The sequence below is a fragment of the Serratia sp. 1D1416 genome (assembly GCF_003641105.1).
Lineage (GTDB): Bacteria > Pseudomonadota > Gammaproteobacteria > Enterobacterales > Enterobacteriaceae > Serratia > Serratia ficaria.
Map to the genome: position 1 here is coordinate 1,165,661 of NZ_CP032738.1, position 15,521 is coordinate 1,181,181.

The window sequence follows — 15,521 nt, forward strand, 5'->3', positions numbered from 1 at the left end:
GCGCTCGGGGAAGGATTACCGGGCCTCAGGCGTCTGCAGAAAACGCTCGAGTTGGCGGCGCAGCTGCCGGTTCTCTTTCTGCAGGTCATCGACCCGATCGAGCAGCGTCAGCGCCATGGCGATCCCCGGCCAATCCAGGTCCAGCTCGGCGCGCAGCCGGCGCGCGCGTCGCAGGTGGCTCAGCGCCGGGTAGTCAAATTCCCAGCTCGGCTGTTCCGGCTGCAATGGCACAATCACGCCCAGCTCGACTATCTCGATCAGTTCGTCCTGCGACAGGTCCACCCGCTGGCACAGCTCCACCAGGGTAAAAGTGATCTCTTTGTTCATCATGTTCACTCCCATTCCGTCCGCGGATTGAATGCGGCCTGGCCCGCCAGCTCGCGCCACAGGGCGCTGGTTTTTTCGTCCGGCTTCGGCGGCATCACCACCTTGAGAATGGCGTACAAATCGCCCGTCTCTTTCTTGCCGACCAGCCCCTTGCCCTTGGCCCGCAGCCGCTTGCCGCTCTGGCTGCCGGGAGGAATGGTCAGCGCAATCTTGCCGCTCAGCGTCGGCACTTCGATGCTGGCGCCCAACGCCGCTTCCCACGGCGCCAGCGGCACCACGATATGCAGATTATGGCCGTCGACCTCAAACAGCGGATGCGGCGCGATGCGGATAATCAGATACAGATCGCCGTTCTGGCCGCCGCCGACGCCGGCGACGCCCTGGCCCTTGAGGCGAATGCGTTCGCCATCGACCACGCCCGCCGGGATTTTCACATTCAGCGTCTTGCCCGCTTCGCTGACCTGGCGGCCCAGTTCGTCGTAAACCGGCAGTTGATAGGAGATCTCGCGGCTTTGGCCATGCAGCGTCTCTTCGAGGAACACCGGCACTTCCATCTCGAGGTCCTGGCCGCGGAAGCCATGCCCGCCGTGCGAAGAGGCGCGATGCCCCGCCGCGGAGCGGCCGCCGAACATGCTCTCGAAGAAGTCGGAGAAGTCCTGCCCGCCGTCGCCCTGCCAAGCGGCGCTTTGCTGATAGCCGCCGCGATCGCCGTGCGCCTGGCGGCCAAAGTTCGGATCGTTGCGATGCAGCCGGATCTGATCGTACTCGGCGCGGCGCTCCTCGTCCTTCAGCACCTCGTACGCTTCGGCAAGCTGCTTGAACTTGCTCTCGGCATCGTCTTCGGTGCTCACGTCGGGGTGGTACTTGCGCGCCAGCCGACGGTAGGCGGTTTTGATGGTTTTCAGATCGGCGGTGGGTTCGACGCCCATCGTCGCGTAATAATCTTTAAATTCCATGCGGTAATACCTTCAATTTGATGGGTTGTGCGCCAAAATTTCTTGTCTCTCTCGCCAGATATCCTCCTTTCGTCACATTCCTTTTCCGCTATCGCTAAGCATACTCCCGATCGTTAAAAGCTGCGCAAACTGAATAAAAACCGTGCGGCAAGGCGCAGGCCCGCGCGCCATTTTTAAAGCCTTCTCCATTCACGTACACTGTGCCGGTGACCCAATAAAGATAAGCCACGATGAGAACTCAACTGATAACCCGCGAAGGGTACGACAAGCTCAAGCAGGAGCTGGATTACCTCTGGCGCGAAGAGCGCCCCGAGGTGACCAAGAAAGTGACCTGGGCCGCCAGCCTGGGCGACAGAAGCGAAAACGCCGACTACCAGTACAACAAGAAGCGGCTGCGCGAGATCGACCGCCGCGTGCGCTATCTGACCAAATGTCTGGAGCAGTTGAAGATCGTCGACTACTCCCCCCAGCAGGAAGGCAAGGTGTTCTTCGGCGCCTGGGTCGAGGTGGAAAACGACGACGGCGATATCAAACGTTTCCGCATCGTCGGCTATGACGAGATTTTTGGCCGGCGGGACTACATCTCCATCGATGCGCCGATGGCCCGGGCCCTGCTGAAAAAACAGGTGGGCGACACCGCCACCGTCAACACCCCGCTGGGCGAGGCGCTGTGGTACGTCAACGCGATCGAATACCCGAAGTAAGATTCGGTTTTTTCCGAACGGCCGCTCCACTGGCATTTTCCGCGCGCAATCCGTATAACTGTCCCCTGTTTATTCACCGTTCCCAACACAGATACCAGACTTATGAATGACCCACTGAGCCGCATTATCGCAACAGAACTGCAGGCCCGGCCGGAGCAAGTTGACTCCGCCATCCGTCTGCTGGATGAAGGTAATACCGTGCCCTTTATTGCACGCTATCGTAAGGAAGTCACCGGGGGCCTGGACGACACCCAACTGCGCCAGCTGGAAACCCGCCTGGGCTATCTGCGTGAACTCGAAGACCGCCGTCAGACCATCCTGAAATCGATCGACGAACAGGGCAAGCTGACCGAGCCGCTGGCGGGGGCGATCAACGCCACGCTGAGCAAAACCGAGCTCGAAGATCTTTACCTGCCGTACAAACCGAAGCGCCGCACCCGCGGGCAGGCTGCCATCGAAGCCGGCCTGGAGCCGTTGGCGGATACCCTGTGGCAGGATCCTCAGCAGCAGCCGGAGCTGCTGGCCGAAAGCTACGTTAACGCCGATAACGGCGTGGCGGACGTGAAAGCCGCCCTCGACGGCGCGCGCTATATCCTGATGGAACGCTTTGCCGAAGACGCCGCCCTGCTGGCCAAGGTGCGCAACTACCTGTGGAAAAACGCCCATCTGGTGTCCAAGGTGGTGGAAGGCAAAGAACAGGAAGGCGCCAAATTCCGCGACTATTTCGATCATCACGAACCTATCGCCCAGGTGCCTTCGCACCGCGCGCTGGCGATGTTCCGCGGCCGCAACGAGGGCGTACTGCAGCTGGCGCTGAATGCCGATCCGCAGTTTGAAGAAGCGCCGCGCGAAAGCCAGGCGGAACAGATCATCATCAACCACCTCGACCTGCGCCTGAACAACGCCCCGGCCGACGCCTGGCGCAAAGCGGTGGTCAACTGGACCTGGCGCATCAAGGTGCTGCTGCACCTGGAAACCGAGCTGATGGGCACGGTGCGTGAGCGCGCGGAAGACGAAGCGATCAACGTCTTCGCCCGCAACATGCAGGATCTGCTGATGGCCGCGCCGGCCGGCATGCGCGCCACCATGGGCCTGGACCCGGGCCTGCGCACCGGGGTGAAGGTCGCCGTGGTGGACGCCACCGGCAAGCTGGTGGCTACCGACACCGTCTACCCGCATACCGGCCAGGCGGCCAAAGCCGCCGCCATCGTCGCGGCGCTGTGCATCAAACATCAGGTAGAGCTGGTCGCCATCGGCAACGGCACCGCCTCACGCGAGACCGAGCGTTTCTACCTCGATCTGCAAAAACAGTTCAGCGAGGTCAAGGCGCAGAAAGTGATCGTCAGCGAAGCGGGCGCCTCGGTGTATTCCGCCTCCGAACTGGCGGCGCTGGAATTCCCCAATCTCGACGTCTCGCTGCGCGGCGCGGTATCCATCGCCCGCCGCCTGCAGGATCCGCTGGCTGAGCTGGTGAAGATCGAGCCGAAATCCATCGGCGTCGGCCAATACCAGCACGACGTCAGCCAAAGCCAGCTGGCCAAGAAGCTGGATTCGGTGGTGGAAGACTGCGTGAACGCCGTCGGCGTCGATCTGAATACCGCCTCGGTGCCGCTGCTGACCCGCGTGGCCGGCCTGACGCGCATGATGGCGCAGAACATCGTCAACTGGCGCGATGAAAACGGCCGCTTCAGCAACCGCGAGCAGCTGCTGAAAGTCAGCCGCCTGGGGCCGAAAGCCTTCGAACAGTGCGCCGGCTTCCTGCGCATCAACCACGGCGACAACCCGCTGGACGCCTCCACCGTTCACCCGGAAACCTACCCGGTGGTGGAACGCATTCTGGCCGCCACCCAGCAGGCGCTGCAGGATTTAATGGGCAATTCGGCGGCGGTGCGCAGCCTGAAGGCCAGCGATTTTATCGACGAAAAGTTCGGTATGCCGACGGTCACCGACATCCTGAAAGAGCTGGAGAAACCGGGCCGCGATCCGCGCCCGGAATTCAAGACCGCCACCTTTGCCGAAGGCGTTGAAACGCTTAACGATCTGCAGCCGGGGATGATCCTGGAGGGGTCGGTCACCAACGTCACCAACTTCGGCGCCTTTGTGGATATCGGCGTGCATCAGGACGGCCTGGTGCACATTTCTTCGCTGGCGGACAAGTTTGTCGAAGATCCGCACAGCGTGGTGAAAGCCGGCGACATCGTCAAAGTGAAGGTGATGGAAGTCGACCTGCAGCGTAAGCGCATCGCGCTGAGCATGCGTCTGGATGAGCAGCCGGGCGAAGGCTCGCCGCGCCGCGGCGGCAACGCATCGGCGCCGGCGCGCGATAACGCCAACCGGTCGCCGGCCAACAAGGCCAAGCCGCGCGCCAGCGCGCCGGCCGGCAACAGCGCCATGGGCGACGCTCTGGCGGCGGCGTTCGGTAAAAAACGCTAACCGGGTTATTCAGGGCGGAGCCTGCTCCGCCCTTGCCGGATAATTATCCGGCGGCTTTTTTTGACCCATCTCAATAAACCGGCATTTTTTTATTACCGCGCTCGGGGCGATAAACCTCTCCTGTTGCCAACCGATAAACGCTTCGCGCCAGCCACTTATTAACACCGCCATTAACACGCCGTTTTCATTTGGTGATTTATGGGCGAAACACAAATGGTTACCGCTCGCATTCAAAGAGTGGAATGTTATTGAATTGCCCTTGGCGCTGATAAAAAAGCGATGAAACTGTCGCCGGCGTTTTCAAATGGGAAAAATTAATTACAATCACGTAACTGATTTAACTCGCCATTCTCATTTGTAGCGCGCCAGCGCCGGTGGTAAAACGGTGCTCAACAAGACAACGCCACGCCCACATGTGATTGTCATAATAATTGGTTACCAATACCCTTACTTTTTATATTGAATGCGATAATGATTCTCACTACTATTGCCTTCTTTATTTACCGCATAACCTTAATGGATGAATGACGCCGCGGGCCCAGCGCGCTCACCGGCCACGCTCAATAATCATCAGCCCGACTCTCATCGGCTCCCGGAAGGTTAACAATATGCATCTTCTGCCTAAACACGCTTATAAGATTGCCGGCTTCTCCAGCGAAATTGGCCCGGCCTATCGCCAGAAACTGTTATCGCTCGGCATGCTGCCCGGCTCCTCATTCGAGGTGGTGCGCGTCGCCCCGCTCGGCGACCCGATAGAAATAAAAACTCGCCGCGTCAGCCTGGTGCTGCGCCGGAAAGATCTGGCCCTGCTGCTGCTCGACGGCCAGGCCTGAGCCCGACCCTTTGCCGGCGCACCGCTGCGTCGGCGCTGTTTCCATTGACTACTATCACGTGGGATTATGAAAAAACTCACCATCGGCTTAATAGGCAATCCGAACTCCGGCAAAACCACGCTGTTCAACCAGCTGACCGGGGCGCGCCAACGGGTCGGCAACTGGGCGGGCGTCACGGTGGAGCGCAAGGAAGGCCACTTCACCACGCCGCAGTCTGAGGTGCGGCTGGTCGATCTGCCGGGCACCTATTCCCTGACCACCATCTCGGAGCAAACCTCGCTCGACGAACAGATCGCCTGCCACTACATCCTCAGCGGCGACGCCGATCTGCTGATCAACGTGGTCGACGCCGCCAACCTGGAGCGCAATCTTTATCTGACGCTGCAGCTGCTGGAGCTGGGCATTCCCTGCATCGTCGCGCTGAACATGCTGGATATCGCCAGGAGCCAGCGCATCGAGATCGACATCGCCGCGCTGTCGGCGCGCCTCGGCTGCCCGGTGGTGCCGATGGTTTCCACCAAGGCCGACGGCATCGGCGTGCTGAAGCAGATGATCGACAACCACGGTTTCAATGAGCTGAAGGCGCTGGTGAACTACCCGCCGCTGCTGCTGGAAGAGGTCGCCACGCTGAGCGACGCCATGCCGCAGCGCCTGCCGACGGAGCAACGCCGCTGGCTGGCGCTGCAGATGCTGGAGGGCGATATCTACAGCCACAGCCTGGCCGGCCCCGCCACCGCGCTGCTGCCGGCGGCCCGGCAGGCGCTGCAACGGCAGCGGCAGGAAGATCCGGCGCTGGTGATCGCCGATGCGCGTTATCAGTCGATCGCCCTCCTGTGCGACGCCGTCAGCAACTCGCAGCAGGCGCTGCCGAACCGCCTGACCGAACTGCTGGATAAGGTGATCCTCAATCGCTGGCTGGGGGTGCCGATCTTTTTGCTGGTGATGTACCTGATGTTCCTGCTGGCGATCAACATCGGCGGCGCGCTGCAGCCGATCTTCGACATCGGCTCGGCGGCGATATTCATTCAGGGCATTCAGTGGCTGGGCTATACCTTGCATTTCCCCGAATGGCTGACCATCTTCCTGGCGCAGGGGGTCGGCGGCGGCATCAACACCGTGCTGCCGCTGGTGCCGCAGATCGGCATGATGTATTTGTTCCTGTCGTTTCTGGAAGACTCGGGCTATATGGCGCGCGCGGCGTTCGTCATGGACCGGCTGATGCAGGCGCTCGGCCTGCCGGGCAAATCCTTCGTGCCCCTGATTGTCGGCTTCGGCTGCAACGTGCCGTCGATCATGGGCGCCCGCACCCTGGATGCCCAGCGCGAGCGGCTGATCACCATCATGATGGCGCCCTTCATGTCGTGCGGCGCTCGCCTGGCGATCTTCGCGGTCTTCGCCGCCGCCTTCTTCGGCCAGGACGGCGCGGGCGTGGTGTTCTCGCTGTACATGCTCGGCATCGTGGTGGCGATCCTCACCGGCCTGGTGCTGAAATACACCATTATGCGCGGCGAAGCCTCGCCGTTCGTCATGGAGCTGCCGGTCTACCACGTGCCGCACCTGAAAAGCCTGCTGCTGCAAACCTGGCAGCGGCTGAAAGGCTTCGTGCTGCGCGCCGGCAAGGTGATCGTGATCGCCAGCATCTTCATCGGCGGCCTGAACAGCTTCTCGTTCAGCGGCCAGCCGGTCGACAACATCAACGACTCCGCGCTGGCCTCGGTCTCGAAGGTGCTGACCCCGCTGCTGCAGCCGATGGGCGTGCACGGCGATAACTGGCAGGCCACCGTCGGCCTGGTGACCGGCGCCATGGCCAAAGAGGTGGTGGTCGGCACCCTGAACACCCTGTACACCGCAGAACAGATCAACAATCAGCCGTTCGACGCCGCCGGCTTTAACCTGCTGGGCCAGCTGGGCGGCGCGCTGCATGACACCTGGCAGGGGCTGAAAGACACCTTCAGCCTGAGCGTGCTCTCCAACCCGATCGAGGCCAGCAAGGGCGACGGCGAAATGGGCGCCAGCTCCATGGGCGTGATGAGCAGCAAATTCGGCTCCGGGATCTCCGCCTACAGCTACCTGATTTTTGTGCTGCTGTATGTGCCCTGCGTCTCGGTGATGGGCGCCATCGCCCGTGAGTCGAGCCGCGGCTGGATGACCTTCTCCATTCTCTGGGGGCTGAACATCGCCTATTCGCTGGCGACGCTGTTCTACCAGACGGCCACCTTCAGCCAACACCCGCGGTACAGCCTGGCGGCGATCCTGACGGTGGTGCTGATCAACCTGCTGATCCTGTTCGGCCTGCGCCGGGCGCGCAGCCGGGTGAGAGTGCGGCTGGGCAACGCCACGCCGGCCGCCTGCTGCCAGGGCCCGCAAGGAAGCTGCCACTGATGGCCGGCCTGCTGCAGGTGCGCGACGCGCTGGCGCTGCACGGCAGCGCGCAGCCGCAGCAGCTCAGCCGCCTGCTGGCGACGCCTCTGCCGCTGGTGCAGGCGATGCTGGAGCGTTTAACGGCGATGGGAAAAGTGGAGCGTATCGAACAGGAGGACGGCGCCTGCCTGAGCGGCAGTTGCAAAAGCTGCCCGCAGGGCCGGGGATGCGGTACGGTAACCTATCGGCTGAAAGCCTGAAATCAGGGGCGCTGCGCGTTGAGCGCCCCTCGCCAATCAATAATTATTGCTTGTCTTTGTACACTTCGGCGATGGCGCTGAACTTGCCGTGCTCACGGCCGGCCAGGATCACGTAGTATTGCCCGCCCTTTTCATCCGCCAGCTTGGACAGCTCTTCTTTGGCGTCCATCGGCGACGTGGTTTCCGCGGTCGTGGTGACCGTGCCGATTTTCTCGTATTTACCCGGATTCTTATCCAGATCTTCCTTGGTCAGCAGGGTTGCCGCCATGGAACTGAAAGACAAGGTACCCACCACCAACGCTGCAACTATCATCTTCAATGATTTCATGACTCTACCTCTCAATGGATAATTTATACGTTATGAAAGCCGTCAAGAATAATGTGCGCTAAAGCAGGCTGCCGTGACATCCTCAGGTCTCGTTGCTTTCCCTGACGAGACCCCTTGCCCAGAGACGAAACGCCAAAGTGAAAAAAGCGCACGCGGCTTTTTCACTTTGCAGCCAACGCATTGACTCACTAAGTATCGAACAGCTTTGTCTTTTATCCACCCGGGGGGCGCTTTTTTTAGCGCCCTATCGTGCTTTTCTCATCAATATTCAATGCGCTGTGATGAACGTTTCGATAATCGACGCAAACGCGTCAGGGTGAGAAATGAAAGGCGCATGGGCGGCTTTGGCGAGGATTTCTGCGGTTGAACGCGGCCAGGCGGCGTCGAGCAGCCCGGCGACCTTGCGCGGCACCAGCCCGTCCAGATAGCCGTAAACGCGCAACAGCGGCAGGTTCAGATCCGCCATCGGCCGGCGCAGATCGGCGGTGCGCAAGATCTCCAGGCCGCCGTTCAATACCTCGACCGTCGGCGTGGGCTGGTTGAGCACCACCGCTTTCAGCTGGCGGGCATCCTGACGGGCGCTTTCGGTGCCCAGCGTCTGCAGGGCCAAAAAGCGCTCGACGGTGCGCTGGAAATCCTGACTCAGCTGATGCTGAAAGCCGCTCAACACCTCAGGGCGGATCCCCGGCCAGTCGTCGCGGGCGGCAAAGCACGGTGAAGAGGCGACGGTGATTAACCCGCTCGCCCGCTGCGGCCGCGTCAGCGCAATCTGGCTGGCCACCAGCCCGCCGAGCGACCAGCCAAGCCACCAGGCCTGCGGCGGCGCGGCGGCGAGCACCGTCTCCGCCATCTGTTCGAGCGACATGGCGCCAAACCCCTGGCTGCGCCCATAGCCCGGCAGATCGACCAGGTGCAGGCGAAAATGCGGCGTCAGCCGCTCCAGCATGCAACCCCACACTTCGGCATTCAAACCCCAGCCGTGCAGCAGCACAAGATCGCGCTCGCCTTCGCCCACTGTTTGCCAGTACAACGCTGTCATCGGTTAATGTCCTTTGAAATTCATCCGTTACCGGGCCCCTATGCTAGCAATCCGCAGCCGCTGTTGGCTATGCCGACAACCCTTAGTGTTTATCCGCCACGGCATCTGCAGCTGCTGCCTGCGCCATTTGCCGGCCAGACCCCGCTGCTGCCCGCGCTGCGGTCTGCCCGCCGGCAGCACCCTGCTGCCCTGCGGCCGCTGCCTGCAACGGCCGCCGCTCTGGCAACGCCTGGTGTCCGCCGGCGACTATATTGCCCCGCTCAGCCAACTGGTGAAAAGGTTCAAATTCCAGCAGGCGCCCGAACTGGCGCCGACGCTGGCGCGCCTGATCCTGCTGAGCTGGCTGCAGGCGCGCAGAGAGCAGTATCTGAACAGACCCGACCTGATTTTAGCGGTACCCTTACAGGCTAAACGCTGCTGGCGGCGCGGCTATAATCAGAGCGATCTGTTGGCCAGGCCGCTGGCGCGCTGGCTGGGCTGCGCCTACCGCCCGGCGGCGCTGCGGCGGGTGCGCAAAACCGCCCTGCAGCAGCGGCTGAGCGCCGGCGCGCGGCGGCGCAATCTGCGCAATGCGTTTGCCTGTGACGAAGCCGTCGCCGGCCGACATATCGCGCTGCTGGATGATGTGGTGACGACCGGCAGCACCGTGGCGGAAATCGCTGCGCTGTTGCATCGGCAAGGCGCCGCGTCGCTACAGATATGGTGCGTCTGCCGCACGTTGTAGTGCCACGGCAATGGGCGTATTATAACCGACTATAGAAGTCAATTATTGAGCTAATGCTATGATTCGTATAACAGATGCTGCACAGGAACACTTTGCCAAACTGCTGGCAAATCAAGAAGAAGGCACCCAAATCCGCGTGTTCGTGATCAACCCGGGCACGCCGACGGCCGAATGCGGTGTCTCTTATTGCCCGCCGGATGCGGTAGAAGCGACAGACACCGAGCTGAAGTTCGAAAAGCTGTCCGCCTATGTCGATGAGCTGAGCGCGCCGTATCTGGACGACGCCGAAATCGACTTCGTGACCGATCAGCTGGGTTCGCAACTGACGCTGAAGGCGCCTAACGCCAAAATGCGCAAGGTAGACGACAACGCGCCGCTGATGGAGCGTGTCGAATACGTGCTGCAATCGCAGATCAACCCGCAGCTGGCCGGCCACGGCGGCCGCGTGACGCTGATGGAGATCACCGACGACAACCTGGCTATTCTGCAGTTCGGCGGCGGTTGCAACGGCTGCTCCATGGTCGACGTGACGCTGAAAGAAGGGATCGAGAAAGAGCTGCTGCAGAAGTTCCCGGAGCTGAAAGGCGTGCGCGATCTGACCGAGCACCAGCGCGGCGAGCACTCTTACTACTGATCCCCTTCTTACTTGAAGTTGCAGCTAGGCGGCAACTCCAATGAATTCGGGCCCCATCGTTTGGATAGGGCCCGGGTTGTTATCCTGCGCCTTGATACCGCGACACCTCGTCGTCACCCCACCGACACCTTGCGTCGCCGCTTGTCCAAATCCTTCAGCAGGCGATTGATCCGCGGATCGGCGAACATCTCCTCCAGCGTATGGGTCAGCTTGCGCCGCCAGTTCGGGTACTGATCGCTGGTGCCGGGAATGTTGACCGGGCCGGCCATGTCCAGCCAGTCTTCCGGCTGCAGGCCGAGCAAGGCGCTGGCGCTGTCGGCGACGTAGCGTTGCAGCCCCCGGTTGAGCAGCGGGCTCATGCCGAGCAGCGCCGCCTTCTTGCCCACCTTTTGCGGCACGCAGCCGTAATGATGCAGCCCGTCCAGCAGCCCCTGCTTGGCGCGCTCGCGATCGGCGAACAGCGCCTGCAGGATCTCGGCATCCGGGTACAGCCCCAGCTGGTTGCCGAGCGTCAGATCGCCGCTTTGCCAATAGCCGCGCAGCGTCGGCAGGTCATGGGTGGTAATGGTCGCCATCGCCTGCACCGGGTAAGCCTGCGGCGCACGGAAACGGTTCTCCGCGTCGCGCTCGAAATACAACACCTTGTAAGAATAAACGCCGCTGTCGCGCAGCTTGCCGACGATCTCCACCGGCACGGTGCCGAGATCCTCGCCGATCACCATGCAACGGTGCCGCTGGCTTTCCAGCGCCAGCACCGCCAGCAGGTCATCCACCGGATATTTGACGTAGGCGCCGTGGTCCGCCGTTTCACCGTAGGGGATCCACCACAGGCGCAGCAACGCCATCACGTGATCGATGCGCAGCGCGCCGCAGCTGGTCATGTTGGCGCGCAGCAGGTCGATAAACGGCTGGTAGCCGCGCGCCGCCATCACGTGCGGATCCATCGGCGGCAGCCCCCAGTTTTGTCCCAGCGGCCCCAAGATGTCCGGCGGCGCGCCGACCGAGGCCTTCAGGCAGTACAGCTCGCGATCGCACCAGGTTTCCGCGCCGCCTTCCGCCACCCCGACCGCCAAATCGCGGTACAGGCCAATCGGCATCTGCTGCTGCCGGCTTTGGCTGAAACACTCGGCGAACTGGCTGGCCGCCAGCCACTGCAGCCACAGGTAGAAGCGCACCTGATCCCGATGCTCCCGGCAAAACTGCTGCACCGCGGCCCCATCGCCCTGACGGTACCGTTCCGGCCAGGCCGGCCAGCCCCACAGGCTGCTGTCCTGCGCCGCCAGATGGGCATGCAGCGCATCGAAGACCGCCTGCCGGTACAGGCTGTCGCCGCCTTCGGCAACGAATTGCTCAAACGCCTGGCGCTGCGGGTCGCCCGCTTTGCGCGCCTGGAAAACCGGGAACGCCAGCGTCAGCGCCGCCAGCTTCAGCTGCGTTACCGCGCCGTAGTCCACCCAATCGGCGGCGCGCGCCTTGGCCAGCCGCTTTTGCGTCGCCGGCTTGCGCCACCACTGCTGGGCGGCCTGGCTATGCCGGAAATCCTCCACCGCGTCGACGTCGATATACACCAGGTTCAGCCAGCGGCGCGATGACGGGCTGTACGGGCTGGCGCTTTCCGGGTTAGCCGGATACAGCGCATGGATCGGGTTCAGGCCGACAAAGGCGCCGCCGCGTTCGCCGACCTGCTCCACCATCAGCCGCAGGTCGCCGAAATCGCCGATGCCCCAGTTGCGGTCGGAACGCAGCGTATAGAGCTGGACGCAGGCGCCCCACAGCTTTTTGCCGGTCAGCAGCGCGTCCGGTTCAAAGCAGCGTTTGGGCGCGACGATCAGCCGGCACGGCCACTGCCGCTGCCCCTGGCTTAGCGTCAACTGGTGATAGCCCGCCGGCAGGTCACCGGGCAGCGTCAGGGTTTTGCGCGCGTGGGCTTTCCCCTGCCGGCGCCCGCCGTCTTCCTGCTGCAGCGTCCACAAATATTCGCCCTCACCGCCCAGCGGCAGCGCCATCGGCGCCCCCTGATAAAACACCTTTACCGGCGGCAACGGCGTCGACGGCATTGCCGCCGTCGCGCCGTCGCGGCCCATCGCCGCCAGCAGCTTGCGCTTGGTGTCCAGCGGGCTCGCCTGCGGCTTGCCGTGGGCATTGATGTAGTCGGCAGCGATACCCGCCTGCGCGGCCGCCTGATCGATACGCTTGCGATCCATTCGCTCTCCTTAACGTTTGGCTTGCCAAATGCGCTGCTGGTAGTCGCGAATCGAACGATCCGAACTGAACATGCCGACGCGCGCGGTGTTGAGGATGGTGCGGCGCGTCCATTCGTCCTGGTTGCGATACAGCTCGTCTACCCGGCGTTGCGCCTGGCAGTACGAAGCGAAGTCGGCCAGCACCAGGTACGGGTCGCCGCCTTCCAGCAGGCTGTGCAGCATCATGTCGAACGCGTGCTTGTCGCCGTGGCTGAAAGCGCCGCTCGCCAGCTCGTCCAGGATCGCTTTCAGGTGCTTGTCTTTCTTGCGGTAGCTGAGCGGGTCATACCCCTGCGCCAGCAGCGCCTTCACCTGTTCGACGGTGTTGCCGAAGATGAAGATGTTGTCTTCGCCCACCTGTTCGGCAATCTCGACGTTGGCGCCGTCCAGCGTGCCGACGGTCAGCGCGCCGTTCAGCGCCAGCTTCATGTTGCCGGTGCCGGAGGCCTCTTTGCCTGCGGTGGAGATCTGCTCGGAAATATCCGCCGCCGGGATCATCAATTCGGCCACGGACACCCGGTAGTCGGGGATAAACGCCACCTTCAGCCGATCCCTCACCAGCGGATCGTTATTGATTTTCTCCGCCGCCTGATTGATGGCGTAAATGATGTTCTTCGCCAGGTAGTAGCCCGGCGCCGCCTTGGCGCCGAACAGGAATACGCGCGGCACGATGTCGAGGTTCGGGTTGTCGCGCAGTTGGCGATACAGCGACAGAATATGCAGCAGGTTCAGGTGCTGGCGTTTGTATTCGTGCAGGCGTTTGATCTGCACGTCGAAGATGGCGTCCGGGTTGAGCGTCAGCCCCATTACGCCGTGCACGTAGTTGGCCAGCGCCACCTTGTTGTCGCGCTTGATCTGCCGGTAGCGCTGGCGGAAAGCCGCGTCGTCGGCGTATTTCTCCAGCCCTTTCAGCGCGTCGAGATCGTTGGCCCACTCCACCTTCAGGGTTTGGTCGATCAGGCCGGACAGCGCCGAGTTGCACTGCTTAAGCCAGCGGCGCGGCGTGATGCCGTTGGTGACGTTATGGAATTTGTTCGGCCACAGCCGGTGATATTCCGGGAACAGATCCTTCACCACCAGATCCGAGTGCAGCTGCGCCACGCCGTTGACCGCGAAACCGCTGACCACGCACAGGTTGGCCATGCGCACCTGCTTGTCGTAGTGCACCGCCAGCTTGGCCCATACCGCCTCGTCGCCCGGCCAGTGCCGCTCCACCAACTTTTTGAAGTTGGCGTTAATCTGTTTGATGATCGAGAAATGGCGCGGCAACAGGCTGCGCACCAGCTTCTCGTCCCAGCACTCCAGCGCTTCCGGCATCAGGGTATGGTTGGTGTAGGCGAAGGTGTTGCTGGTGACAGCCCAGGCCGCGTCCCAGTCCAGCTGATGCTCATCCAGCAGGATGCGCAGCATTTCCGGAATGGCGATGGTCGGGTGGGTGTCGTTCAGCTGGATCACTTCGTACTTCGGCAGGTCTTCAATCCTGCGCCCGGCCTGATGATGCTTGCGCAGGATATCCGCCACCGAGCAGGCGCACTGGAAATACTGCTGCATCAGGCGCAGGCGTTTGCCGGCCTGATGGTTATCGTTCGGATACAGCACCTTGGTCAACCTGGCGGCCTCGACGCCCTGCTTCTCAGCCTGCAGGAACTTGCCGTCGTTGAAATCGCCGAGATCAAACGGCTGCCGGTGAGTCGCCTGCCACAGGCGCAGCGGCTGGGTCACGCCGTTGCGAAAGCCCAGCACCGGCAGATCCCAGGCTTCGCCGCGCAGGGTGAACGCCGGGCGCCACAGCTCGCGGCCGTCGGCCTGTTTTTCCAGCTTGCCGCCGATGCCCACGTCCACCGCCAGCGCGGCGTTGTGACGGAACCAGGGGTAGCTTTCGCGCTGCCAGTTGTCCGGCGCCTCCTGCTGCTGGCCGCCGCTGAACGATTGGCGGAACAGCCCATACTGATAGTTCAGCCCGTAGCCGGTGGCCGGCTGCTCCACCGTCGCCATCGAATCGAGGAAACAGGCCGCCAAACGCCCCAGCCCGCCGTTGCCCAACGCCGGGTCGGTTTCCTGCTCCAGCAGGTCCGCCAGCTTGACGTCCTGCTCCGCCAGCGCCTGTTCAACGGTGTCGTACCAGCCCAGGTTGATCAGGTTGTTCGCCGTCAGGCGGCCGATCAGAAACTCCATCGAGATGTAGTTCACATGGCGCAGCGGCCTGGCGTCGTTGCGCGGCGCCGGCTGCGCGGCCAGCTGTTCGGCCAGCGCGCGGCTTACCGCTTCCCACCATTGGTGCCGGGTCATCTGTTGTGCGGAACTGAGGCCGAACCGTTGCCACTGACGGGTCAGTGCCGCCAGAAAAGCATCCTTCTTGAGCGTAGGCTGTGACATAAGAAAAACTCTCTATCCAGTAAGTGGGTCGTCAAATTGCCGTTATCGTGCCGGGGAGAAACCCGGACGGCATCATCCCGCCTGAGGATTAGCTGGGGAGGAGGATTGGGGCGTAGCTGGAATTGTGATCTCAGGCACTTTTTGACTCCCTTGCACCGATGCAAAAAAGCCCACCGCCGGGCGCGGCGAGCACTGAGAACGCTGTTCCTGACGTTAGCACAGTTATTCGCACTGCTGAAGTTTTGTCCATGGCGGGAAATGCGATCCCGGGCGATAGCGCGGCGAGCCGGCGCTAAACGTAAA

Annotated in this window: 13 protein-coding genes; 7 read left to right on the plus strand and 6 right to left on the minus strand. The window is 62.3% G+C overall.

Annotated features, from left to right (window positions below; translation table 11 throughout):
• Positions 1-15: 15 nt before the first annotated feature.
• Together D7I37_RS05685 and cbpA are read right to left on the minus strand one after the other, a co-directional pair.
• Positions 16-330: a chaperone modulator CbpM gene (locus D7I37_RS05685; protein WP_061798977.1), complete on the minus strand. Its 315-nt coding sequence runs from the start codon at positions 328-330 to the stop codon at positions 16-18.
• Positions 331-332: 2 nt separating this feature from the next.
• Positions 333-1,283: a curved DNA-binding protein gene (gene cbpA, locus D7I37_RS05690; protein ID WP_061798979.1), complete on the minus strand. Its 951-nt coding sequence runs from the start codon at positions 1,281-1,283 to the stop codon at positions 333-335.
• Positions 1,284-1,513: 230 nt separating this feature from the next.
• On the opposite strand from cbpA, the gene greB reads away from it, so the two are divergent.
• The 5 genes from greB to D7I37_RS05715 all read left to right on the plus strand — a co-directional run bounded on the left by greB (position 1,514) and on the right by D7I37_RS05715 (position 7,874).
• Entirely contained in the window at positions 1,514-1,987 is a 474-nt protein-coding gene (gene greB, locus D7I37_RS05695) for a transcription elongation factor GreB (RefSeq protein WP_061798982.1), read from the plus strand.
• Positions 1,988-2,089: 102 nt separating this feature from the next.
• Positions 2,090-4,420, plus strand: coding sequence for a Tex family protein (locus D7I37_RS05700; RefSeq protein ID WP_095099683.1), 2,331 nt, complete (start codon positions 2,090-2,092; stop codon positions 4,418-4,420).
• A 608-nt stretch (positions 4,421-5,028) separates the two neighbouring features.
• Positions 5,029-5,253, plus strand: coding sequence for a ferrous iron transporter A (gene feoA / locus D7I37_RS05705; protein ID WP_061798985.1), 225 nt, complete (start codon positions 5,029-5,031; stop codon positions 5,251-5,253).
• A gap of 66 nt (positions 5,254-5,319) precedes the next feature.
• The gene (gene feoB, locus D7I37_RS05710) at positions 5,320-7,635 is read left to right on the plus strand and encodes a Fe(2+) transporter permease subunit FeoB (protein WP_129543433.1); all 2,316 of its coding nucleotides are present in this window, start codon (positions 5,320-5,322) and stop codon (positions 7,633-7,635) included.
• Entirely contained in the window at positions 7,635-7,874 is a 240-nt protein-coding gene (locus D7I37_RS05715; RefSeq protein ID WP_061798990.1) for a FeoC-like transcriptional regulator, read from the plus strand. The genes feoB and D7I37_RS05715 overlap by 1 nt, the downstream gene beginning before the upstream one ends.
• Positions 7,875-7,917: 43 nt before the next feature.
• On the opposite strand, the gene D7I37_RS05720 is transcribed toward D7I37_RS05715, so the two are convergent.
• Together D7I37_RS05720 and bioH are read right to left on the minus strand one after the other, a co-directional pair.
• The gene (locus tag D7I37_RS05720) at positions 7,918-8,202 is read right to left on the minus strand and encodes a YdgH/BhsA/McbA-like domain containing protein (protein ID WP_061798992.1); all 285 of its coding nucleotides are present in this window, start codon (positions 8,200-8,202) and stop codon (positions 7,918-7,920) included.
• 268 nt (positions 8,203-8,470) lie between these two features.
• Entirely contained in the window at positions 8,471-9,241 is a 771-nt protein-coding gene (bioH, locus tag D7I37_RS05725; RefSeq protein WP_061798994.1) for a pimeloyl-ACP methyl ester esterase BioH, read from the minus strand.
• Between the two features lie 40 nt (positions 9,242-9,281).
• On the opposite strand from bioH, the gene gntX reads away from it, so the two are divergent.
• Both gntX and nfuA read left to right on the plus strand, forming a co-directional pair.
• Positions 9,282-9,965 carry a DNA utilization protein GntX gene (gene gntX / locus D7I37_RS05730; RefSeq protein ID WP_061798996.1) on the plus strand — a complete coding sequence of 228 codons (684 nt, stop codon included), beginning with the start codon at positions 9,282-9,284 and terminating at the stop codon, positions 9,963-9,965.
• Positions 9,966-10,023: 58 nt separating this feature from the next.
• A complete protein-coding gene (gene nfuA, locus D7I37_RS05735; protein ID WP_061798998.1) occupies positions 10,024-10,599 on the plus strand; it encodes a Fe-S biogenesis protein NfuA in 576 nt (191 codons plus the stop codon).
• Positions 10,600-10,712: 113 nt separating this feature from the next.
• Here the strand turns inward: nfuA and malQ are convergent, their stop codons facing one another.
• Both malQ and malP read right to left on the minus strand, forming a co-directional pair.
• Complete coding sequence (gene malQ, locus D7I37_RS05740) at positions 10,713-12,803, minus strand: 4-alpha-glucanotransferase (RefSeq protein ID WP_129543434.1); 2,091 nt, start codon at positions 12,801-12,803, stop codon at positions 10,713-10,715.
• A gap of 9 nt (positions 12,804-12,812) precedes the next feature.
• Positions 12,813-15,218: a maltodextrin phosphorylase gene (gene malP / locus D7I37_RS05745; RefSeq protein ID WP_129543435.1), complete on the minus strand. Its 2,406-nt coding sequence runs from the start codon at positions 15,216-15,218 to the stop codon at positions 12,813-12,815.
• Positions 15,219-15,521 lie beyond the last annotated feature (303 nt).